Source organism: bacterium (assembly GCA_014360495.1).
In the GTDB taxonomy this organism is placed as follows: Bacteria; Armatimonadota; JACIXR01; order JACIXR01; family JACIXR01; genus JACIXR01.
Genome location: JACIXR010000013.1, coordinates 1 through 23,280 on the forward strand (window position 1 = coordinate 1; position 23,280 = coordinate 23,280).

Below are 23,280 nucleotides of genomic sequence, written 5' to 3' on the forward strand. Positions count from 1 at the left end.
CTCTCCGAAGGAGAGCCACCGCCCCCTATTGCCCTAGGAAAGTCTCTCAATCTCAAAGGGATTGCTTCAGACGCAAGTCCGACAAAGGAGAACCTGGCAATTGCATTCATTCTCTATGATTAAATACGAGATTGCCACGCCTTCTGCGGAGCAGAAGGCGCGCAATGACAATGGGGCTCTTATCCTGCTACGGAAGGAATTGTCGCTAAAACCTATACCCATAGATGCGAGCCCGCCGGAGGCGGGCGTGGCAATATCAATTTTTAGGGAAAAAACCTCTCATCGCGAGGCTTTCCACCGCAATAACATAAAAGCTCGTCTGCTTACTCCCATCCCTAAAAGCGACTTAACCCCATTATAACAGTTGGCTTATTGCATTAATCTTCGCGAAAATTAAAATTAAAAAAGATAAAATGGAGGATATCATTTTTGCACTTAAGGAAAACTCCGAGAATTTCAAACTACTTCTCTGCAAGGCGCTTCCTCAGGCAATCCTTGAACTCCTGAAAAAGAAGGAGGGATGATGATAGAAATCGTGGAAAGAATGTATCCTTAATGCTCTTTCTAGTCATAACCCGGAGCGATTCTGAAATTTGATGACAGCAATTTTTGACGAGTTATAATGAAACCAGGAGGTGAATTTTATGAGCGAGAGTGAGAGAGAAGGTATGAGGATTAGCCGGAGGGAGTTCCTCGGCTATTGCGCATCCCTTTTCCTCGGCGGGCTGTTCTTGTTGAACGAGGGGAAGGGGTTCGCCCAGCCTCAGGAGCCCATCAAGAAGGGGGATAAGGCTAATATCCCCCTCATCTTCACCCACACTCCCTCCGAGGTCCCCACTTGGCCCTATAAGGGCTACGATTACAACAAGAGAGCGGATGAGCTCACGGAGAAGCTGAGAAAAGCTATTCCCGATATCAATTTCACTCCCTACCATGTCCAAAATCCCGATGAAGCTAATCGCCTCCTACAGGAGACCAAGGATGTGGATGGATATGTTGTATATATCTTGGGAATATGGACGGGAGCGCCCGCCGTCTTCGCGAGAAGCGGACGCCCTACCATAATCGTTGATGACCTCTATGCCGGCTCGGGCGAATATCTTGCGGTTATGGAAGGTATAAGAAACGAGACATTTCCCGTCGTCGGCGTTGCCTCCTCCAACTTTGATGATGTCGTGAGGGCGGTTCGCCTCTTTGATGTCATCAAGAAGCTTGAGCAATCAAAAATATTGGTCGTAACGGATGGTGATATATCGCCCGTTGCCAAGAAGGTGAAGGAGCTTTTCGGGACAATCGTTGAGGGCGCTACTTCCGATGATGTGAATGCGATTTATCGCAGGGTTAGATTGAGCTCGGCTCAGGAATGGGCTAATAAGTGGATTAAGGAGGCGAAGAAGGTCGTTGAGCCCACGGAGGAGGATATTCTTAAAGCGGCGAAAATGTATCTCGCGCTCAAATCCTTGATGCATAGAAGGAGAGCCGATGCGGTAACCGTGAATTGTCTCGGGCTTGTCTACGGTCGTCGGCTTGAAGCCTATCCCTGCCTTGCATTCTTCCAGCTGAATAACGATGGCTCAACTGGATGCTGTGAGGCTGATGTTGATTCCACGATAACTCAATTGATGATGCGCTATATGACGGGGCGACCCGGCTACATCTCCGACCCCGTATTGGATACCGCAACTAACAGGATAATATATGCCCATTGCGTTGCGACGAATAGGGTCTTCGGACCAAATGGTCCCGCCAATCCCTACATAATTCGCTCCCACGCGGAGGATGGAATGGGTGCATCTGTCCAGTCTCTTATGCCCTTGGGAGAAAAGGTAACGACGCTCAGGATTTCCATCTGGGATAGCACAGTCGTCCTTCACACGGGGAAGACTGTTGCCAACATTGATGAGCCGAAAGGATGCAGAACGAAGCTGGCGGCGGAAGTAGATGCGAGGAAAATCCTTAAGAACTGGACCCACACCTGGCATCGGGTTACCTTCTATGGAGATTGGCGGGAGGATGTGAAGAATTTCGCCAAATTGAAGAATTTGAAGGTTTTGGAGGAGGATGTTTGAAATCCACCTTGCCCTCCCCCTTTGGGGGAGGGCAAGGTTTTTTTAAATATTGATGATACCTGCCCCCTTTATGGGAACGCATCGTCCCATCCTCGGCTCCAGCCCTCTCGGTTCATAATATCCCTCTATCAACGCCCTCTCCACATCCGCAACCGCTTCTTCCTCAGCCAAAATCATTATTGAGCCTCCCAACCCCGCCCCCAAAATCTGCGCCCCCAAAACTCCCTTAACTCTCCTCGCGAGGTCCACCATATAGTCTATCTCAGGGGTGCTACAGGCGTAATCGCCGGGCTGATAGGCGAGAGTGAATTCTTTCCTTTCCGGATATTCACCCCTCATTTTTATCAATTTATCAAGATATTCATCCGATACATCGTTCTTATGGGGAACCATCTCTCCCTTTTCGTTAAGTCTCTTCACCCTATCTCCGTCGTGAGAGATGTTTATGAGCTCGGCGAGGGAATGGATATCGCCATTTTTTAGTAGCTCGGGACAAATCCTGCTTCTTGCACATTCGGCGATGCCGAATAGACAAACCCCTCGCACGGGAAATACATCCAAATGGTCAGCGTTACAGCGCTCCAAAACCTCCTCTCCCTCCTCTCCCAGCTCCCTCAACACATCCTCCTTTCTCATAGATATAGGAAGGGCTTTCAAGAGACGGAATATCTCCTCATCGCTCAATCCCTTCTCCTCAGGGTGGAGGTCCCTTAGATGCTCTATCTCAATCTCTCTTTTGAGGAGACGAGTCCCGATTTCGTAGGCGGCAATCCTTTGGTTGAAAGTATCCCTTGCCCATCCCGCTTTTTGAGCTTTTTGATGCGAGTAAGCATAGAGTATGGCGTAGCCTTTTGGCAAGGGAACGCTTTGGACATAGGAGAAGGGATGGAAGGAGAACTGATTAACGCAGAAGGGGCTGCCGAATTTAATCCCGGCGTGGTCTCCCATACCTCCCCTTGTCTGAACGAACCATTCCCCTTCACCGCAGAGATGGACGAATCTCTCCTCGGGGATTTTGAGCCCATTTATTAGGCAGGAAGCCTCAGCGAAGGCGACTACCAGTGCGGAGGAGGAGCTCAAGCCCGAGCCAACCGGTATATCCCCAAAAACGAGGGCATCAAAGCCCTTGAAAAGCCTATCCCTAAACCTCTCCTGAAGCATTAGGACAGATGCCTTAGCATAATTCACCCAATCGCCTTTGCTTTGGGCGATTTCGTTTTTCAAATCGGGTAAATTTATCAGCTCAGCCCAATCAAGCCAGCGATATTTGGCGAACTCCTCGCTTATGCTGAAGGAGCGAGGTGGATACGATTCATCTGAATTGACGAGATGAACAATATCGTCCTCTCGTGGATGGACCACCATAAGGATTTCCCTATCTATTGATATGCTGTTAATCATCCCGCCCCTATGGTCTATGTGACGCCCAAGGATGTTGAGCTTGGCGGGAGAGCGAACGAGAAAGACGAGAGCGTCTTCTCCCATAGCCTTAATAAATTCTTCAAGCAGTCTCTGAAAATCCCTGCGTCTTCTTTCCCAAAGCCAGGCTTCATTCCCGTATATCCCTTTCAAAACGCTTTTTATCTCATCTCCATAAAAGATGGAGAGCCATTCTCTCGCGGGCTTGAGGCTTCTCTCATTCAATAGGTTCTCTTTTTTCTCTATGAATTGCACCTTCCCAACTTTCCCCTCTATTTCACTTAGCTCCTCGGGAGTATTGAAGGTGAGGATTTTCTCCTTATCAACTATGAAAGTCCCTATTGACAGACCTTTCTCATAGAAGAGGGAAACTACATCCGTTACCTGTTCCTCTCCGCTATGGGGGTCTTGTTTAATCAGTGGAAGTGCTTCGTAGAGTGGAGAAGCTTTGAACATGTAAATGGATTGATTCGTTTCGCCGGTTGGGGGGAAGTCCTTTTCCCTTCCCTTGCTCTCCAGAATTGCCATGACCTTTCCTGCCTCATCCCGTATTATCCGCCCAAAGCTCTTCCCCTCCGAAAGGCAGGTTGCGAGGAGAAGGTCGTAGCCTCCTTTTTCAAACTCTTCCCTCATAGCCATTAGCGATTCGCCCTCAACTATCTTGTCCCCGGCGATAATGAGGAGATTTCCCTGGAAATTTATCGTTTGGAGATAAGAACAGGCGCATTTCACCGCATGTCCCGTTCCCTTTGGTTCTTCTTGGAGAACGAAGTTGACATCCTTGAATTCCTTCTCAACGGTGGTGATTACCTCCTTGTATTTATGACCCACGACGACCAAAATGTTGGGGAAACCGCAGTTCTTAAGGGTGGCTATCGTCCTATTTATAACTGGTATTCCACCAACCGAATGGCAGACCTTGTTTCTTTCAGAACTCATCCTCGTTCCTTTACCGCCGGCGAGGATTACCGCAACCCAACCCTCTTGCGGAAAGGGGGAGTTAATCTTCATAAGCGAAGCTCTATCCCTCCTCCTTTCTCTTGAGAGAAGGTCTCAATGAGCCATTCCTTGATTCCCTCTCTGATTTCCCTGACCTTTTCCATAATCTCCTCATCTGAGCCCTGTAAAGAGGCGGGGTCGGGGAAGCTCTTGTGGAGGTATATCCTCCCACCAGGGAAGAAGGGGCAATTCTCCTTTCCCTCTTCGCAGACAGTTACCACATAATCAAATTCCCAGCCGTTGAATTCCCCCAAGCTTTTGGGGCGATTCTTGGATATATCTATTCCTATTTCCGCCAAAGCTTTAACCACAAAGGGATTGACCCTTTCGGCGGGCTCAATTCCCGCGCTATAGGCTATGTAATTCTCTGGATAGAGATTATTCAAGAGAGCTTCAGCCATTTGGGAGCGGGCGGAATTATGAATACAGATGAAAAGGACTTTTTTCATCAATCTAATTCCTCTTCACTGAACACCTCTGCGGAGAATTTATAGATTTTCGTCTCCGGGTCCTGCCAGCAATCTATGGGGAGACCTGCTTTTAGGCAGGTGTGTTGAAGGAAGGTTTCCCTATCCCAATTGTTTTCCGTTGCCACTTGAGGAAGAAGCAATCCTCTATAAAAGCCCCTGATAATATACAGCCCGTGCTTTCCGACCTCTATTTCCTCAATATCTTTCACTTCTTCAAGTGGGGAGAGGACGGAAATCTCTATTGTTATAAGGGGGAGCTCGTCCAAGGTCAAGGGCGGAAAGCGAGGGTCTTCAATAGCGGCTGCCACAGCCATTTCGGCTACTGTTTGATATAGTGGTTTTAGGGCTTCTATCATGCCGATACATCCCCGGAGGAATCCCGCTTTCTTGAGGGTAACGAAGGCGCCTTTTCTCTCCAGAAGGGTGGTGGAGGAGGGAGAGAAAGTAGGGATTCTCCTATTTTTGAGATACTCCTCAATGGAGGTTCTCGCTATATTCAATAGCTCCTTCTTTTCCTCTACTCTCAAGGTATTCATTTTCAACACCTCTTTTTAAATTTTATGGAATAAGTGGGCGATTGCAAGGGGAAAGCCCTAATTCCCTTTCATTATAAGTGGTGGAGCACTTTCCTCTCATTGCGAGGGGCGAAGCGACTTTTCTGTCATTGCTGGCATGGGTAAAGGTTTTTGAAAAATAAATAAAAGATGAAGAAACAGATTGAAAAAGGAGGACCTGGCAATTGCATTCATTCTCTATGATTAAATACGAGATTGCCACGCCTTCTGCGAAGCAGAAGGCTCGCAATGACAATGGGGCTCTTATCCCGCTACGGAAGGAATTGTCGCTAAAACCTATACCCATAGATGCGAGCGATAGCGAAGCAATCTCTTTGAGATTGCCGCGGCTTTCCTTCGGAAAGTCTCGCGATGACGGGTTTTTCTCCCTCAAAGGAGATTATCTTAATCTATTTTGATTTTCCTTATTGAATTAGGAGGAAGCTTAACGCTCAAGCTCTTTTGGGGAAGAATAAAAGTTTTCTCCACTTCCTTGTCGTTGGTGTTGAGAACGAGAAGGTGATTGGGAAAGAGGGTTGCGTAGACGCCGTCCTTTACTCCATCTGGCACGGGACATCCTTCTTCCCTCAATTTCTCAACTAACAGAGAGAAGAGCTTCTCGCTCTCATTCCAGCCAATTGGAATGTAATGCGTCTTTCCTTTCCCCAATCTCTTGATTCCCCCTTCCCCATTGAAGAGCTGCTCAAAGAGAGAATAATCTCCCTCAACGGTTGCCATTTTAGCGACCCCGCAGGAGAAGAGGATTCCACCATCCTCCACCCATTTTTTGATAATTGCTAAATCATCTTTCTCAATGAAATCGCCTGCTATAATGAGGAAGAACTTGTATTTCTTCAATGCACCGTCCCTCAGCATTGTCTCGTCAATGAAATCGTAATCTATAATATCCCTGAGAAGGGGGGCTCTTGGTGGGAAATCCGCCCAACGGAGGGCAAGTGAGGTTTTGGGATAGAGGACCGCTACATCCACCTTCGGTTCAGGCATCTTATCAAGGAAAGGATAATTCTCCCTAAATATCCTCATCCTCTCTTCCGAGCTTATTATGTTGGTATTGTATTCGTGCAGTTGCCTAGCACCGGCGGCGACCACATTATAAATCCTTGCCACTATACCCTTCTCATTCACGCCTGATGCTGGCTCAAAGCCGTAAAATGCGCCATAGAATTTGCCAGCGGATGCAACCCAATGGGTGAGATAGAAGTTCGTAGCGTAATCGGAGCCTTCGTTTGTTATCCTAACTCCTGCTTTGTTTTTAGCAGCGACCTTGCATTGCTCGGCGAAATCGCTACCGTGGGGCGGGACGGCATCTCCACCGGTGCAGAGATAGACCTCCGTATCGGGGAAATATTTCTTGGTTGTCGCTAGCCACCAATCAGCCCATTTCGTCATTTCCCCCCTATACCAGTTGATGAAATCCAGCCATCTCCTTCTATCCTGTGCTGTCTTAGCCTCAAATACGCCGGGAGGAGTTGGGGCATCTTCCCTTATCTCGGGAGAGACCTTAAGAGGAGGGAATTCAACATCCTCAAAAGAGGGGAAGGAGGTTCCCCAAGCCTCGTTGAGCTTCTCTATGCTCCCATATTTTTTCTTCATTTCTTCTTTAAAGGATTTCCTCGCGAACTCGTCTCCACACCAATAACCGGGATGGGTGTGGTAGATGCCCGGGATTTGGAATGTCCAGCCTCCACCCCAAACGGGAAATATCGCCTCTCCGTAATCTCCCGTTATGCCTATGAGGACAGATTCAATAACGCCCGTTTTCCCATACCGTTGAGCAAAGGCGGAGAGAAATCTTTCAATCCATTTCGGGAGATTGGGATTCCAGATTGATTCTATCTTGCTTGATATATTATGCTCCAGGCAGACCGCTCCGAGATGCTCATCTGATTCCCTGAACCATCTCGGAGTTGAATAAGCTGGTCCCACGATGAGGAAAGGAACCCATTTCAAGCCATATTTCTTCAAAATCTCAACTTGTTTATCCCATCTCTCCCAATTCCACTTGTCTTTCTCCGGCTCCACTGTTTCCCAGGTGACATATGATTCAATGCTTGTAACTCCCAAACTCTTGAAGAGGGCAGCTTGGCTTTCCGTCGCGTCGTTGCCGAAGGTTACCTCTCTTCCCTGAATGCTCTTCGCGGGTTTGAGCTTGCTTTCCTGCATTATCTTCAAAATCCTCCTTTCAGGGTCATAGTCTTTTGGTCTTTCCTTTGAGACCTCTACCGAATGGATATAGATTTTATTTGAGGGAGAAAAGATGCGGAAATCAGCCTGCCAGTTTTGTCTATTTGAGAATTGGGCGTCTGTTATATGGAATGTGATTTTCTGCCACTTGTAGCTGCCAAGTCTCGTCTCCATAGGCAAGTCTTTATAGGGGGTATCTATGGAATCATATTGGAGGGTGAAGGGTCCGAAATCGTCAAAATATTCTATCGTGATGTAAACCTCGTTTTTGCCACCGAAGATGAAGGAATCGTCAACTTGGAAGTAGATGTAGAATGAGCGGTTTTCTTGGTCATTGTAGCGGGCGGTTTTCCCTCTTAGAGTTGCAGGATAATTCACGCCGTCCCCACCCGAAGGACAGGATATGCCGAAGGAACGATTTGTTTCCCCAAGGATAATGGAGACAGAAGAAGGGGTATCTTGCCCTGTTAAAAGGAAGGAAAGGAAGAAGAGCAGACAGAGAAGCCTCCAATTCATAATTTGTCAAATATTACCATATTCCTATTTGGAGGTCAAATTAAAAAAACATAAAAAGAGGAGAAAAGGGTGTTTCTGTTATGGGTGGCGAGATTCTGCAATGATGATATGGTGGATATACACGATTGAGGTTGCGAGGAGCGAGGCGACGAAGCAATCCCTTATAATTAGCATCAACATGGGTATAAACCATTAATAACGAGTTTTTATTTGACATTTGTGGAAAAGTAAGACAAAATACTAATGAGGTGAACTTATATGGTTACATTGGTGAATATCCTCCAGATATTATCTGCTATCGTGCTCATCTTCTTGGTTGCCATTCAAACTACGAAGAGGGAGGCGGGAATCTCTGGAACTATAGGAGGGAAGGTGACCACTCCCTTTAAGCTCAAGCCGGGCTATGAGGAATGGCTTGATAAGCTCACTATGTGGGCGGCTATAATCTTCTTCGCCATTTCCATCGTCGTCGCCACTATTTATATGAGAAAATAGGAGGACAGGATGAAACTTAAAACCAATCCCCGTTTTGCTTGTGGAATCTGGTATTTCGGCGCCTGCGGAGATAGATTCAAGAAGGATGGCTATAGAGAGGATATCCCTTTGGAGAAGAGGCTGGAGCTCATCGCCAGCGTTGACGGCTTGGAGGGAGTTGAGTTCCACTACCCAAGCGAATTAAACGAAGGGAACCTTGAAAGAATTTTGGCGATAATGAAAGATTTGAATCTCAAGGTCGCCAATGTCGGTCCCCATCTTCACGGATACATCGAATTTCGCTTCGGTTCCCTAACCAATCCTAACCCTGAAATCCGCAGAAAGGCGATTGATTTGGTGAAGGGGGCGGCGGAGATGGCGGAGAAAGCGGGATGTAATATGACGATTATGTGGCTTGGTCCCGATGGATTTGACTATCCTTTCCAAACGAATTACGCTGAAGTATGGGATTGGTTGATTGACTCTTTAAAGGAAATAACCTCTTCAATGCCAAATCACACATTTTGCCTTGAATACAAGCCCTACGAGCCTCGCTGCAAATCATTCGTTGATAGCATAGGGACTTCTCTCAGCATAATTGAGGCGGTGGGGGCTAAGAATTTGGGTATAAACATAGACCTTGGACACGCTTTGATGGGAGGGGAGAACCTCGCCGCTTCAGCTTCCCTCGCCCTGAAGCGAGGACGCCTCTTTCATCTTCACTTGAACGATGCTTGGAAGCGCTTTGATGACGACCTCATCTTCGGATCGGTTCATTTCATAGAACAGCTGGAACTGCTTTTCTGGCTGGATTATCTCGGATTCAACGGATGGTATAGCTTTGACCTCTTCCCGTATAGAGAGGACCCCAGGAAGGCGACGGAGGAATCGCTGAAAAACGTTCGTAAGATGAGGCAGATTCTTGAGAGAATTGACGAGAAAGCCCTCCTTTCCGCAATTGAGGAAAGCGATGCAACCAAGCTGACGGCTATTATAAGAGAAGCTCTATAACACGCATGCCTATCTTCATCCACAACACCCTCACTGATAGGAAAGAGGAATTTGTTCCCCAGCAGGAAGGGAAGGTGCGCATCTATTCCTGTGGCTTAACCGTTCAGAGCTATGCTCATATAGGGCATATAAGGGGAGCAGTTCTTTTTGATGTGATCAGGCGTTTCTTGAGAAAAGAGGGATATGAGGTAATTTATGTGCAGAATTTCACCGATATTGATGACAAAATAATAGCGAGGGCGAACAAGGAGGGCGTGTCTCCGCGAAGATTGGCGGAATACTTCATAACTGCTTACCTTGAGGATGAGTCAGCAATGGGGATTGCTCCCGCTGATTTCAATCCCCGCGCTACGGAACACATAAAGGAGATAATAGAGGTTGTTGATGCTTTGATAAGGAAGGGATATGCTTATGTCGTGGATGGGGATGTTTATTTCTCCGTTGAGAAGTTTCCCGAGTATGGCAAATTGTCAAAGCGTTCGGTGGAGGAGATGCTGGCAGGGGCGAGGGTAGAGGTTGACGAGAGGAAGAGAGCGCCGCAGGATTTTGCTCTCTGGAAATCGGCGAAGGAAGGTGAGCCTTTCTGGGAAAGCCCTTGGGGGAGGGGTAGACCGGGCTGGCATATAGAGTGTTCCGTTATGTCAATCAAGTATCTGGGAGTGCCATTGGATATACACGCCGGTGGGCAGGATTTGATATTCCCTCATCACGAAAACGAGATAGCTCAATCTGAGGCATTCACTGGTCAGCCATTCGCCCGCTACTGGATTCATTGGGCGCCAGTGAATTTGAGAGGGGAGAAGATGGCTAAATCCACGGGAAATGTCTTCATCGTTAGGGAGGCACTGAGGCTTTTCTCCCCTCAAGCGCTGAGATTATATCTTCTTTCCTCTCATTATAGGTCTCCAGTGGATTTTGATGTTGAGAAGGTGAAGGAGACGGAAAGGGCTTTGGAGAGGGCGAGGGAGGTGGAGGATAAGCTGGAGATAGCTTTGAAGGGGGAAGCTAATTATCGTGAGGTTGAGGTGGAGGATATAGATTTGGAGGCTTATAGGAGAGAGTTCTATTCAGCACTGGAGGACGATTTTAACACTCCGAAGGCTATCGCGACCTACTTCTCCCTCCTTAAGGAGGCGGGGAGGATTGTTGACTCCTTCCTGCCTAACCCACCCGTATGCCTTCTTTTAAATCTTGTGAGGATAAAGAGCCTTTTGAGGGAATTCAAACAGGTGTTGGGGATAGAGGAGAAGGCGAAGAGAGAAGGGGGGAATGTGGAGGAACTAATAGATTTGCTCGTGCGGGTGAGGGACAAATTGAGGAAGCAGAAATTGTTTCAGTTGGCTGACGAGATAAGAAGCGAGCTGGGGAGATTGGGAGTGATTTTGGAGGACCATCCGGAGGGGACGATTTGGAGGTTTGAGGGAGAATAAAGAAATTTGGTCGAAAATAGTTTTAACTCTTGTTATCATAGGTTTTTCCCTTTCCTCTTATAGTTTCGGTTTTCTTTCCCATTTCTATATCCATAATCTCATTTTCCCAAATGTAAGAGTTATGGGGGTTAATCTCGGTGGGCTGTCATTGGAGGAAGCTAAGAGTTATTTAGAGAAGATGGGAGAGGGTAGGAAATTCAAGTTGAGGTGGTTGAATGGGGAGAGGGAATTCCGAATAAAAGAAGTTGGGTTGGGGATGGATGTTGAGGAGGTTCTTAGGAGGGCATATGAAATTGGGAGGAAAGGATGGGCATCTGCTTTCAGAGAGGCTTGGATTTGCTTAAGGGAAGGGATTGATATAAAGGTTGAAATAAGTGTGAAGGATAAGAGAAGGTGGGAGAATTTTCTTTCCTTTTTAAGAAAATCCGTGAATAAACCGCCAAGGGACGCTCGCCCTATAGTAGAAGGAGGAAGGGTCGTGGAGATAATGCCCGCTGAGAGTGGTTATGAGGTTGATGAGGAAAAGCTTTTAAAGATGTTAGCCGAATGGAGAGAGAAATCTATAGAGCTTCCGATGAAAGTGCTTTTGCCAAAAGTAAGGGAGGAGGATTTGGAGGGGATGGAGCTTTTAAGTGAGTTCTCAACTTCACTCACTGGTTCATCGGTGGGAAGGAGATTGAACATCAAAAAGGCGGTTACAGCGATAGACGGAACCCTTATCAGCCCAGGGGAGAGTTTCAGCTTCAATGAGAAAGTTGGTCCCAGGGTAAGCGAGCGAGGATACAAAATAGCTCCCGTTATGGTAAGAGGGGAGCTTGTGCCTGGTGTGGGAGGGGGAGTTTGTCAGGTATCAACCACTCTTTACAATGCTGTTCTGCTGGCGGGATTAAAGGTTATAAGGCGGGAACATCACGCAAGACCAGTGAAATATGTTTCTCCCGGCAGAGATGCCACAGTGGTTTATGGCTATACTGATTTGGTTTTCAAGAACCAGAAGGAAGCTCCAGTTTACATCCAAGGGGAAATTAAAGGAGGGAGGATTAGATTTAGAATCTTTGGGAGGCGGGACTTTAAAGATATAAAAGTTTACACTAATGTGGTAAGAAAGGGGGATGGGACGATAATAGCTAAAACTTATAGGGTGATAGATGTGGGAAGTAAAAAGAGGAGCGAGCTAATATCAACTGATATTTATAAACCCCTTCCTCCCAAGGCTTCTACCCGCAAGGCTGTGCCGGAAGGGGAACATCTCTAAAAAGAAGTTTTCACCGATATCCCGGTCAGTAAAATCTACGGCTATAAGGGAGGAAGTAGCGGGCGTAGAGGTAGCCGAAGGCGAAGCCGCCGATATGTGCCCAAAAGGCGATTCCTCCGATATCTCCCGCGAAGGGCAGAACGAAAAGCCCTTCCAATACCTGCCAAGTGAACCAGAAAAATAGGTAGAGGAAGGCGGGGATTTCCGCTATAGTGAAAAAGAAGAAGATGAAAACGATGGAGGATATGCGGGCGAAGGGGAAGAGGACGAAATAGGCACCCATAACGGCGGAAATCGCTCCGCTCGCTCCTATCACAGGCACCTTTGAGAATGGTCCTATTATGAATTGACATATATTCGCTATAACCCCGCCAGCGAGATAGAAGAGAAGGAACTTGAAATGTCCCAATCTGTCCTCAACATTATCACCGAATATCCAGAGGAAGAGCATATTGCCCAAGAGGTGAAGCCATCCACCGTGGAGGAAGAGGGAGGTGAAGAGGGTTATGAAGAAGGGGAGTCCGGGGTGGACATCGGGATGGAAGAGGCGATAGGGAACCATACCGAGAGCATAAAAAAGCCGGAGCTTTTGCTCCGGCGTTAGGGCTGCTTCGTAGAGAAATGCGACGACATTGAGGGAAATGAGGGCAACGGTTACAAAGGGATATCTTCGGGAGGGGATATTATCTCTTAGGGGAATCAATTCACTCTTTCCTTTCTTCTTCTCCTCCTTCTTCTTCTCCCAATTGGGGCTCCAAATAGAGGCTCAAAACGAGGTTGCCATCCTGAACATCGGCGTAGACGGTGTCTCCGCTCTTGAATTCACCTCGCAGGATAGCGTTTGATAAGGGGTTCTCCAGCAATCTTTGGATTACTCTTCTCAAGGGGCGAGCGCCGAAGTTGGGGTCATAGCCTTTCTCGGCGAGGAAGTCCTTGGCTTTATCGCTCACGATTAGGGTGATATTGTTCTCTTTCAATTGCTTATTTATACGCGAGATGAAGAGGTCAACGATTTGGCGAATGTGCTGATGGCTGAGTGGGCGGAAGACGATTATCTCGTCAATCCGATTCAAGAGCTCGGGACGCAATGTCTTGTGAAGCTCTTCCATAACCCGTTCCTTAGCTTTGATGAAGAAGTCGTCAACGAGGGGAATTGAGGCGAGATAGGAGCTGCCTATGTTGGAGGTCATTATAATGACCGTATTGCGGAAATCCACAGTGCGCCCAGTGGCATCTGTTAGGCGTCCATCATCAAGAATCTGAAGGAGAACATTCAAGACATCGGGATGAGCCTTCTCTATCTCGTCAAACAGAATCACCCTGTAGGGGCGGCGGCGAACGGGCTCAGTGAGCTGACCCCCTTCTTCATATCCCACATAACCAGGAGGTGCGCCAACGAGGCGGGATACAGTGTGCTTTTCCTGGTATTCGCTCATATCAATGCGAAGTAGCGCGCTCTCATCGCCGAAGAGGAACTCGGCTAATGTCTTCGCGAGCTCTGTCTTTCCAACGCCCGTGGGACCGAGGAAAAGGAAGGAACCTATCGGGCGGTTTGGGTCCTTTAAGCCGGCACGGGAGCGCCTTATCGCTTCAGCAACAGCCTTAACTGCTTCTTCCTGGTCTATGAGACGCTGGTGAATGATTTCCTCCAGCCTTGCTAATCTATCCCTTTCATCTTCTATAAGGCGCGATAGAGGGATTCCCGTCCAGCGAGAGACGACCTCCGCTACATCCTCAGCCTTCACTTCGTTGTTAATCCCCGCTTCTTTCTCCCATTTCTCCTTTTCCTCCGTGAACTTCTTGAACAGAGCATCGTGCTCATCCCTTATCTTAGCTGCCCTCTCATATTCCCTGCTCGCTACCGCCTCCTGACCATCCCTCGCAAGCTTATCCAGCCTCTCCTTCATCTCTTTGAGATGGGGAGGCATGGAATAAATTTTCATCCTTACTTTTGAGGCTGCCTCATCCATAACATCAATTGCCTTGTCCGGTAGAAATCTATCGGAGATATAGCGCGCGGAAAGCTTCGCTGCTGCTTCCAATGCCTCATCGCTTATCTTCACATTATGATGAGCCTCATATCTATCTCTCAATCCCTTGAGAATCTCTATCGTATCCTCAACACTTGGCTCGGAAACGAAAACGGGCTGGAACCTTCTCTCCAATGCGGGGTCTTTTTCAATGTATTTTCTGTATTCATCAAGAGTTGTTGCCCCTATACAACGAAGTTCACCCCTTGCTAAAGCCGGCTTCATCATATTGCTGGCGTCTATCGCTCCCTCCGCAGCTCCCGCACCCACCACGGTGTGAAGCTCATCTATGAAGAGGATTATATCCCCTTGCGAGGCTTTAACCTCATCAAGAACCCCCTTCAACCTCTCCTCAAATTCCCCTCTGAACTTGGAGCCAGCCAAGAGGGCACCCATATCAAGTTGAATTATTCTTTTACCTTTGAGAGGTTCTGGGACATCCTCCTTCACAATCCTCTGCGCCAATCCCTCAACTATAGCTGTCTTACCAACTCCCGCCTCTCCGATGAGAACGGGATTGTTTTTAGTCCTACGACAGAGGATTTCTATCACCCTCTCTATCTCTTCATCCCTTCCTATTACGGGGTCTAACTTCCCTTCCCTTGCGAGCTGGGTTATATCCCTTCCGAATCGCTCAAGAGAAGCGTATCTCGCCTCTGCGTGTTCATCTGTTACCCTATGACTTCCCCTTATCTCCCTCAGCGCTTGATAGAGCCTCGTTTCATCCAAGCCAGCTTTGCGGAGAATTCTTCCCGCCCCACCCTCCGATTCCTTCAATATGCCGATGAGCAGGTGTTCTATCCCTATATACTCGTCTTTTAGTCGCTGCGCCTCCTCCCAGGCTAAATCAAGGGCGTGCTTTGCTTGGGGAGTGAGGTAGATCTGGGATGAGGCAGGACCATATACCTTGGGAAAGCGGTAAAGCGCTTCCTCCAATTCCCTCTTTATGTACTCGGGATTGAGCCCTGCCTTGCTTATTATCCTGCTTGCTAATCCCTCCGGATGCTCCAGAAGGGCGAGAAGAAGATGTTCAGTATCCAATTGATTATGGTTATAGCGCTCCATTATCCGCTGGGCGGTATAGAGCGCCTCTTTTGCTCTTTCCGTAAATCTATCAATCATTCTTCATCACCTTCCTCAATTGTTTCTGTTAATTTCTCCAATTCTTGTTCCAATTCTTTCAATTTATTCATCAAGTTGAGAATAATCTCCACTCCGGCAAGGTTCACACCGAAGTCTTGCGTCAAGGTCCTTATCACCTTTATCCTCGCTATATCTTGTAATGAGTATACCCTTTTCCCGCCTTTACGCAAGGGTTTTACCAACCCCATCTGCTCGTAAAGGCGGAGGGTGTGGGGATGGCATTTGGTTATCTTCGCTGCCACCCCGATGAAAAAGAGCGGCTCTTCTTTTTCTTTATTCTTATCCCTTTCCATATCTCATCGCCTGCCTGAAAAGTTCCATACGAGGATTTTCCGGATGGAGGTTTTTGAATTCCTCAAATAGCTCTCTATCCCTAATCCCCATTTTCTGGGGCAGGACGATTTTCGTTGTCACATACAGGTCTCCGTAGCCGTGCCCGTGGAGACGGGGCATGCCCTTCCCCGCCAAGCGGAAGACCTGTCCAGTCTGCGTTCCAGCAGGGATGCGAAACTTCACCGTTTTACCATCTATTGATGGTATCTCTATCTCCCCACCCAGCCCGGCTTCATAGAAGGCAATCGGCACCTCCATATAAAGGTCATCCCCTTTCCTCTTGAAGATAGGATGAGGTTGGACGATGAGATAGAGATAAAGGTCTCCCTTCCTCCCGCTTGGAGATGCATTGCCTTCCCCCCTCAATCTCAATCTGGCACCTGTATCCACACCTCTGGGAATTTTCACCTCAATGGTTTTGATTGTCCTGATTAATCCTTTGCCTGCGCAATCCCTGCAAGGGTCAATGACCCTCCGCCCCGAGCCCTTGCAGTCGGGGCAGATGGTTTCGCTGGAAAAGAAGGAGAAACCCACCCTTACTCTCCCCCGTCCTCCGCAGGTAGGACAGGTGCCGACCCTTCCGTTTGGGCGTGCACCGCTTCCACCGCAAGTTGGACAAACTTCCTCCCTCTCTACTTGTATTTTTTTCTGCGCCCCCTGATAGGCTTCCTCAAGAGTTATCTCCAGCTGTGCCTCTATATCAAGCTCTCTTTCCTCGGCGACACTTGTAGTTCGTCCGAAGAAAGTATCAAATAGGTCGCCGATGCCGAGGTCAGCGAAGGGGTCGAAGTCAAAATCCACTCTTGATGTATATGCTGTCCCTCCACCCCTCTGAAACTCTTGCCAATGCTCGCCATAAGTATCGTAGAGGCGTCTCTTTTCCGGGTCGGAGAGGACTTGGTAGGCTTCGTTTATCTCCTTGAATTTTTCCTCTGCCTCCTTTGAGGGATTGACATCGGGATGATACTGACGGGCGAGGCGCCTATAAGCCCTCTTTATTTCCTCATCGGAGGCGTTGCGAGGAACTCCCAGGATTTGGTAATAATCCTTAGCCATTATTTCCTCCCTTCCTCGCCACCTTCACTCTTGCGGGACGCAGTAGTTTTCCCTTATAGGTATATCCAGCCTGCACTTCCTCTACAATTATCCCATCCTTATCCTCGCTTTCCACCCAGCCGACTGCTTCATGGAGGTTGGGGTCGAACTCCTTCCCCACCGTCTCCATTTTCTCCACTCCCTCCTTTTTCAAAAAATCAACCAATTGGCGATAAATCATCTGCATTCCCTCAGCGTAGGGATTGTTTTCAAAGGAGAGGGCTCTTTCGAAGTCGTCCACGATGGGAAGCATTTTCTTAAGCAACTCGGACTTAGCGAACTCCCCTACCTCCTCGAAATGGCGGGCTGTTCTTCGCTTATAATTCTCAAAATCAGCCCGCGCTTGAAGGAGAGCTCGCCTATATTCTTCCAATTCTTGTTTCAGTTCTTCCATTTCTCGCTTCACTTTTCTCGTCCAGTGTTCTTTCCTTTCCATACTCAATCACCTCTAAGGAGGGGAAGGGGATGCCCCATAGGTATTGACAAACTGGCTTTACTTCTCTACCTTTATTTTAATGGGTTTCGGCTTAGCCTCTTCGGCTTTGGGCACCCTGACCTCCAGCACGCCGTCCTTGTAGGTAGCCTTTACCTCGTCAGCCTTGACGGCGGTGCCGAGAGTGAAGGAGCGTTGGAAGGCGCCGTAGCAGCGCTCAACACGGAGATAGTTCTCCTTCTCCGTGCGCTCCTCCTCCTTCTTCTCGCCACGGATGGTCAGGGTGTCCCCCGTCAGCGTAATCTCTACATCCTCCGGCTTAACGCCGGGAAGCTCCATCTTAACGATGAACTCGTTCTCCGTCTCCTTTATGTCGGTGAGAGGATGGAACTCTTCACGGCGGGTAGGTCGGCGCTCAAAGAGCTCGTCGAAGAGGCGGTCCATTTCCCTTCTGAGGGAGAGGAGCTCCTCAAAGGGTCTCCATCTCATCAGTCCCATACTTCTCACCTCCTTTCCTTTTAGATTTTCTCTCTTGCGGGGCATCCCCTTCACACCTCGCTTTTATTCTTCCTTGTAGTCGGCGTCTATGACGCCTTCATCACCTGGTGGAGGTGGGGTTTGTGTTGGACCACCACCAGCTGATTGGGCGCCCGCCTGCGAGGATGCCTGCTGGTAGAGGATTTGGGATATCCTGAAGGAAGCCCTTTGAAGAGCGTCCATCTTCTGCCTTATGAGGTTCAAGTCCTGTCCTTTCAGAGCCTCCTTCAGCTCATCCATCGCCTTCGTAACCTCCGCCTTCTCGGCGGGTGGAACCTTGTCGCCGAGCTGGTCTAATGTCTTCTGAACAGTGTAGAGGAGGCTATCGGCGCTGTTGCGAAGGTCTATCTCCTCCTTGCGGCGTCTGTCTTCCTCGGCGTGCATCTCCGCCTCCTTTATCATCCTGTCTATCTCCTCCCTCGTGAGGTTGGTGGAACCGGTGATGGTGATGGACTGTTGATTGCCGGTTGCGAGGTCCTTAGCGGTGACATTAAGGATACCGTTAGCGTCTACATCGAAGGTAACTTCAATTTGAGGAACCCCACGAGGAGCGGGTGGTATTCCCGTGAGATGGAAGCGACCAAGGGAGCGGTTGTCCTTAGCAAGGGGTCTTTCGCCCTGAAGGACATGGATTTCCACAGTGGTTTGCCCATCAGCAGCGGTTGTGAATATCTCGCTCTTCCTCACGGGAATGGCGGTATTGCGTTCAATGATGGGAGTGAAGACGCCGCCGAGGGTTTCAACGCCAAGAGTGATGGGGATGACATCTATGAGGACGATGTCCTTTAGTTCACCCTTGAGGACACCGGCTTGGATAGCTGCTCCCATAGCCACAACTTCATCGGGGTTGATATCCCTGCGGGGTTCCTTCCCCACAAGGCGTCTAACGAGGTTCTGGATACAGGGCATCCTCGTGGCTCCGCCAACCAGGATGACATCGTCAAGGTCTGAGGGTTTCAGCCCCGCATCGGACAACGCTTGATTGAAGGGACCGACGCATCGCTCTACCAAATCAGCGGTGAGCTCCTCAAACTTAGCCCTCGTCAGCACCATGTCAAGGTGCTTCGGACCGCTTGCGTCAGCGGTGATGAAGGGAAGATTGATGACCGTCTGAGTGAGGGTTGAGAGCTCTACCTTTGCCTTCTCCGCCGCTTCTATGAGACGCTGAAGGGCTTGGGGGTCTTTGCGGAGGTCTATCCCGTGCTGTTTCATAAACTCATCTGCGAGGTAGTTGGCGATTCTCTCGTCAAAGTCATCTCCACCGAGGTGGGTATCACCAGCGGTGGCAAGCACTTCATAGACCCCTTCTCCGACCTCAAGGATGGATACATCAAATGTTCCACCCCCGAGGTCCCAGACGAGAATCTTACCGCTCTTGCCCTTACCATAGCCGTATGCCATAGCGGCGGCGGTGGGCTCATTTATTATGCGAAGAACTTTGAGCCCTGCGATTTCACCCGCATTTTTAGTTGCCGTGCGCTGGGCATCATTGAAGTAGGCGGGAACGGTTATCACCGCCTCGGTTATCTCCTCACCGAGGTAGGCTTCGGCGTCCTGCTTCATTTTCCTTAGAATCATCGCCGAAATCTCCTCGGGAGCAAAATCTCGCCCAGCGGCGGGTATATACACTCTCGCCTCACCCTTAGGTCCCTTCACAACCTTATAGGGGACACGCTGGCGCTCCGTCTCCACCTCCTCGTAGCGCCTTCCCATAAACCTCTTGATAGAGTAGATTGTATTTTCAGGATTTATAACTGCCTGTCTTTTAGCGGGGATGCCGACGAGCCTCTCCCCGCTCTTGGTGAAGGCGACTACAGAGGGGGTGAGACGGCTTCCCTCCGCATTAACGATGACCTCGGGCTCACCACCCTCAAGGATGGCGAGCACGGAGTTGGTAGTGCCTAAATCGATTCCTACTGCCTTTGCCATTTTATGCACCTCCTTTTTAATTCCACTATATATAATAGCACTTTATAATACCATTGGCAAGTTAAGTTTCAAAAATTTTTTAAAATAAAATTTCAAATTTCGCCTCTCCTTATGGTCTTTCCACACCCTTGTCTTGCTTGTATTTTCTTCCTAAATTGGGGTATAATATCTATAACAAAATAGAAAGGAGGTAAGAAAAATGCGGATAGATTGGCTGGGACACGCTTGTTTTCTCATAACCTCGTCCTCAGGGCTCCGAATTATCACCGACCCTTATGAGCCCAATATAGGATATTCGCCGATAAACGAGTCTGCCGACATCGTCACTGTTTCCCACGACCACTTCGACCATAACGCAGTTAATGAGGTGAAAGGAAATCCTGAGGTGGTGAAAAGGTCTGCGACAGTAAAGGGGATAAATTTCAAAGCGATTGAAACATTCCACGATGAGGCAAGGGGAAGCAAGAGAGGACGCAATACCGTGTTCGTTTTTGAAGTTGACGGAGTGAAAATCTGTCATATGGGCGATTTGGGACACATCCCATCTCAAGAGCAGTTGAGGGAAATAGGCGAAGTGAACATATTGCTCATCCCAGTGGGGGGCTTCTATACAATTGACGCGAGAGAAGCCAGCGAGATAGTCTCCCTTCTGAAGCCCAACATCGTCATACCTATGCACTATAAGACGGAGAAGATTGATTTTCCCATCAGCGGAGTTGAGGAGTTCCTGAGGGGTAAGGTGGATGTGGAAAGGCTTCCCTACTTGGAAATAGAGAAAGAAAAGCTTCCTACTCCCGTTAAGGTAGTGGTATTGAAAAATGAGCGGTAGAAATTCTTTTTATGAGGAAATATTCATCGCTGGTTTGGGTGGACAGGGGCTAATGCTTATGGGTCAAGTTTTAGCCTATGCGGCTATGGAGGAGGGGAAGAACTGCCTTTGGTATCCCTCCTATGGTCCCGAGATGAGAGGTGGATTCGCCTACTGCAGGACGATTATTTCCACTGAAGAGATAGGCTCACCAGTTGGGATAGAGCCCGATACAGTGATAATTATGCACGGAAATTTCTTGGATGTAGCCGAGGAGTTGAAGAGCGGTGGGAGGCTCTTCCTCAACTCCTCGCTATGCGAGGAAATCCCCCAAAGGGACGATTGGAAAATCTACGCTCTTCCTGCAAACGAGCTTGCGGAGGAAGTTGGTTCAGCAAGGGTTGCTAACTTCGTTATGCTTGGCGCCTACCTGGAGCTCGTTCCGGTTATTTCGCTCCAGACGGTTATCTCCGTTATGCCGAAGGTCATTCCTGCCCGCAGGAGGGAAGCCATCCCCTTAAATGAGAAAGCGCTATACAAAGGGCAAGAATACGCAAGAAGATGGAGGGAATAGAAGATTTTCTGGAGGAAATATCCCTTTCCCTTCCTCTCCTCGCCGACATAGCCCATGCGGAGCTTCTCTTTCTCCGTCCAACGGAAGAGAATAATCTAAAAGTCATTTTTCACGCAAAGCCCTCAACTGCTCCCTTTATCTATCGGAGAAGCAGGGAAGGAGAGATACTTTCCCCTCATACTGATTCTCTTCCTTTTCTTGCTCTTGAGAAATTGAAACTAATTAAGGGGGTTGAGGGTGAGATGGTGAGGGGGATACCAGTTTGGAGGTGGGCGGCGCCGGTTCTAATCGCTGGCGAACTTGTGGGGATAATAGAGGTAGACCAAAATCTTTTGCAGAGGAGGATGACTCGCACTTACTCTCCTTATCTACGCCTCATAGCCTCTCTTTTAAACCGCTCATTGTTTGCGGGTAAGATGGATGAGAGGATATTGTTTCAGATGCTAAAGCAAGGAGATGGCAAGGTCTTAAGGAAGGATGGGGAGATAATATTCGCTGACGAGCGAGCGAGGGCTATCTATAGGAAGATAGGCATAGGCTCACCCCTCCATAAGAGATTTGAGGAGCAGGAGTTAGAGGGTGCGGTGAGGCTGATAAGCAGGAGAAAAGAGCTCTATAGCGAACAGGAGATTCAATTTGGCTCCACAATAATCCTGAAAAGGGATGTAGAGCTTGTGGATACCTATTCCCTCTCTGTTCTTTGCGACATATCTCTATTGCGGCGTCGTCTTCAGGAGAAGATGCTTCGTTCTGAGGTTCTTCAGGAGATGCATCATCAAATAAAGAACATCCTGCAAACAGTGATAAGCATATTGAGGATGCAAAGAAGGAGAGTGAACGAGGAATCAGCGGGAGCTGCTTTAGACGAGGCGATAGATAGGCTGTCAAGCATAGCCACGGTTCACGAGCTTCTCTCGGAGGGTGGGATAGAGGGAGTGGATTTTCGGGAGCTTGCAGAAAGGCTTGTATGCACCGCTAAACGCTCTTTAGGGATGGAGAAAGTAGAAGTCCACTTGGAGGGAATTTCCCCCCTATTTTCTCCTCCTGTAGTTTCACTCATAGCGATAATTTTGAACGAGCTCTTGCAAAACGCCTTTCGCTATGCATTTGGAGAGGAGGGTGGCAATTTGTGGGTAAAGCTAAGTGAGGAAGGGGATAAACTCGTGCTGGAGGTGATAGATGATGGTAGGGGGCTCCCGAAGGATTTCTGTTATGGGTTGGGTTTATCTATTGTGAAGGGGTTGGCGGAGGAGCTGGGAGGTAGATTTGAGATTGCTTCCAATTGTGGGACGAGGGCGAAGGTGGTTTTCCCGAAGGAGATAGCGATATGGGTCTTAGAATATTGATAGCTGATGATGAGGCAGTTGTAAGGATGGATTTGAGGGAGATGTTGGAAGAGAGTGGATATGAAGTGGTGGGGGAGGCGGGTGATGGGGAGAGGGCTGTGGAGGTGGGGGAGGAGAAGAAGCCCGATTTAGCCATATTGGATATAAAAATGCCCAAGATGAACGGTCTTGAGGCGGCGGAGAAACTGATGGAGAAGGGAATAGCGACACTTGTTTTAACAGCTTATGCGGATAGGGAATTCATAGATAGGGCGAAGGAGATAGGAGTGCTTGCTTACTTGGTGAAGCCTTTCTCCAAAGAAAGTTTAATTGCGGCTATAGAGATGGCTATGGCGAGGTTTAGGGAACTGCAGGAGCTGAGGAAGGAGGTTTCCTCCTTGAGGGAGGCTTTGGAGGTGAGGAAATTGGTGGAGAGAGCTAAGGGTTTATTGATGAAGCATTTGGGGATAGGCGAGGAGGATGCTTATAGATACTTGCAGAGGCGGAGTATGGAATACCGCAAGCCGATGAAAGAAGTGGCGGAAGCAGTAATCATAGCCTTGGAAATCAAGGAATGATGGCGGAGAGGGTGGGATTTGAACCCACGGAGGGCTTCTTAGACCCTCACTCGATTTCGAGTCGAGCGCCTTCGTCCACTCGGCCACCTCTCC

Annotated in this window: 22 protein-coding genes and 1 tRNA gene; 11 read left to right on the top strand and 12 right to left on the bottom strand. The window is 48.6% G+C overall.

The features are described from left to right. Positions 1–100: 100 nt before the first annotated feature. Positions 101–361: a hypothetical protein gene (locus tag H5T88_09940; GenBank protein ID MBC7330662.1), complete on the top strand. Its 261-nt coding sequence runs from the start codon at positions 101–103 to the stop codon at positions 359–361. A 283-nt stretch (positions 362–644) separates the two neighbouring features. Then, positions 645–2,069: a hypothetical protein gene (locus H5T88_09945; protein MBC7330663.1), complete on the top strand. Its 1,425-nt coding sequence runs from the start codon at positions 645–647 to the stop codon at positions 2,067–2,069. 42 nt (positions 2,070–2,111) lie between these two features. Here the strand turns inward: H5T88_09945 and H5T88_09950 are convergent, their stop codons facing one another. The 3 genes from H5T88_09950 to amrA are packed head-to-tail and all read right to left on the bottom strand — an operon-like array spanning position 2,112 to position 5,493. Next, complete coding sequence (locus tag H5T88_09950) at positions 2,112–4,499, bottom strand: NTP transferase domain-containing protein (protein ID MBC7330664.1); 2,388 nt, start codon at positions 4,497–4,499, stop codon at positions 2,112–2,114. Next, a complete protein-coding gene (locus tag H5T88_09955) occupies positions 4,496–4,936 on the bottom strand; it encodes an arsenate reductase ArsC (protein MBC7330665.1) in 441 nt (146 codons plus the stop codon). The genes H5T88_09950 and H5T88_09955 overlap by 4 nt, the downstream gene beginning before the upstream one ends. Then, complete coding sequence (amrA, locus tag H5T88_09960) at positions 4,936–5,493, bottom strand: AmmeMemoRadiSam system protein A (protein MBC7330666.1); 558 nt, start codon at positions 5,491–5,493, stop codon at positions 4,936–4,938. Before amrA ends, H5T88_09955 begins: the two co-directional genes overlap by 1 nt. Positions 5,494–5,696: 203 nt before the next feature. On the opposite strand from amrA, the gene H5T88_09965 reads away from it, so the two are divergent. After that, on the top strand, positions 5,697–5,930 hold the full coding sequence (locus tag H5T88_09965) for a hypothetical protein (GenBank protein MBC7330667.1): 234 nt from the start codon (positions 5,697–5,699) through the stop codon (positions 5,928–5,930). Here the strand turns inward: H5T88_09965 and H5T88_09970 are convergent. Beyond that, positions 5,917–8,232: a family 14 glycosylhydrolase gene (locus H5T88_09970; protein MBC7330668.1), complete on the bottom strand. Its 2,316-nt coding sequence runs from the start codon at positions 8,230–8,232 to the stop codon at positions 5,917–5,919. The genes H5T88_09965 and H5T88_09970 overlap by 14 nt on opposite strands. Positions 8,233–8,490: 258 nt before the next feature. Between H5T88_09970 and secG the strand changes: the two genes are divergently transcribed. The 4 genes from secG to H5T88_09990 are packed head-to-tail and all read left to right on the top strand — an operon-like array spanning position 8,491 to position 12,402. Further along, positions 8,491–8,727, top strand: coding sequence for a preprotein translocase subunit SecG (gene secG, locus H5T88_09975; protein ID MBC7330669.1), 237 nt, complete (start codon positions 8,491–8,493; stop codon positions 8,725–8,727). Positions 8,728–8,736: 9 nt separating this feature from the next. Continuing rightward, on the top strand, positions 8,737–9,717 hold the full coding sequence (locus tag H5T88_09980) for a TIM barrel protein (protein MBC7330670.1): 981 nt from the start codon (positions 8,737–8,739) through the stop codon (positions 9,715–9,717). 5 nt (positions 9,718–9,722) lie between these two features. Further along, positions 9,723–11,147, top strand: a complete 1,425-nt coding sequence (locus H5T88_09985) for a cysteine--tRNA ligase (protein MBC7330671.1) — start codon at positions 9,723–9,725, stop codon at positions 11,145–11,147. Then, positions 11,134–12,402: a VanW family protein gene (locus tag H5T88_09990; GenBank protein ID MBC7330672.1), complete on the top strand. Its 1,269-nt coding sequence runs from the start codon at positions 11,134–11,136 to the stop codon at positions 12,400–12,402. The genes H5T88_09985 and H5T88_09990 overlap by 14 nt, the downstream gene beginning before the upstream one ends. A 25-nt stretch (positions 12,403–12,427) precedes the next feature. On the opposite strand, the gene H5T88_09995 is transcribed toward H5T88_09990, so the two are convergent. The 7 genes from H5T88_09995 to dnaK are packed head-to-tail and all read right to left on the bottom strand — an operon-like array spanning position 12,428 to position 19,902. Continuing rightward, the gene (locus tag H5T88_09995; GenBank protein MBC7330673.1) at positions 12,428–13,105 is read right to left on the bottom strand and encodes a rhomboid family intramembrane serine protease; all 678 of its coding nucleotides are present in this window, start codon (positions 13,103–13,105) and stop codon (positions 12,428–12,430) included. A 1-nt stretch (position 13,106) separates the two neighbouring features. After that, the gene (locus tag H5T88_10000) at positions 13,107–15,554 is read right to left on the bottom strand and encodes an AAA family ATPase (protein ID MBC7330674.1); all 2,448 of its coding nucleotides are present in this window, start codon (positions 15,552–15,554) and stop codon (positions 13,107–13,109) included. After that, a complete protein-coding gene (locus tag H5T88_10005; GenBank protein MBC7330675.1) occupies positions 15,551–15,868 on the bottom strand; it encodes a MerR family transcriptional regulator in 318 nt (105 codons plus the stop codon). Before H5T88_10005 ends, H5T88_10000 begins: the two co-directional genes overlap by 4 nt. Beyond that, positions 15,855–16,967: a molecular chaperone DnaJ gene (gene dnaJ / locus H5T88_10010; protein ID MBC7330676.1), complete on the bottom strand. Its 1,113-nt coding sequence runs from the start codon at positions 16,965–16,967 to the stop codon at positions 15,855–15,857. The genes H5T88_10005 and dnaJ overlap by 14 nt, the downstream gene beginning before the upstream one ends. Further along, positions 16,957–17,439 carry a nucleotide exchange factor GrpE gene (gene grpE / locus H5T88_10015; protein MBC7330677.1) on the bottom strand — a complete coding sequence of 161 codons (483 nt, stop codon included), beginning with the start codon at positions 17,437–17,439 and terminating at the stop codon, positions 16,957–16,959. Before grpE ends, dnaJ begins: the two co-directional genes overlap by 11 nt. Before the next feature lie 57 nt (positions 17,440–17,496). Beyond that, on the bottom strand, positions 17,497–17,979 hold the full coding sequence (locus H5T88_10020) for an Hsp20/alpha crystallin family protein (protein ID MBC7330678.1): 483 nt from the start codon (positions 17,977–17,979) through the stop codon (positions 17,497–17,499). Between the two features lie 18 nt (positions 17,980–17,997). Then, positions 17,998–19,902: a molecular chaperone DnaK gene (gene dnaK, locus H5T88_10025; protein MBC7330679.1), complete on the bottom strand. Its 1,905-nt coding sequence runs from the start codon at positions 19,900–19,902 to the stop codon at positions 17,998–18,000. 199 nt (positions 19,903–20,101) lie between these two features. Between dnaK and H5T88_10030 the strand changes: the two genes are divergently transcribed. From H5T88_10030 to H5T88_10045, 4 genes are read left to right on the top strand one after another with little or no spacing between them, the layout of a single operon-like run. After that, complete coding sequence (locus H5T88_10030) at positions 20,102–20,731, top strand: MBL fold metallo-hydrolase (protein MBC7330680.1); 630 nt, start codon at positions 20,102–20,104, stop codon at positions 20,729–20,731. Beyond that, a complete protein-coding gene (locus H5T88_10035; protein ID MBC7330681.1) occupies positions 20,721–21,284 on the top strand; it encodes a 2-oxoacid:acceptor oxidoreductase family protein in 564 nt (187 codons plus the stop codon). Before H5T88_10030 ends, H5T88_10035 begins: the two co-directional genes overlap by 11 nt. After that, complete coding sequence (locus H5T88_10040) at positions 21,272–22,630, top strand: histidine kinase N-terminal domain-containing protein (GenBank protein ID MBC7330682.1); 1,359 nt, start codon at positions 21,272–21,274, stop codon at positions 22,628–22,630. The genes H5T88_10035 and H5T88_10040 overlap by 13 nt, the downstream gene beginning before the upstream one ends. Beyond that, complete coding sequence (locus H5T88_10045; GenBank protein ID MBC7330683.1) at positions 22,612–23,187, top strand: response regulator; 576 nt, start codon at positions 22,612–22,614, stop codon at positions 23,185–23,187. Before H5T88_10040 ends, H5T88_10045 begins: the two co-directional genes overlap by 19 nt. Here H5T88_10045 and H5T88_10050 read toward each other — a convergent pair. After that, positions 23,188–23,280: transfer RNA gene (locus H5T88_10050), tRNA-Ser, on the bottom strand. It abuts the gene before it with no gap.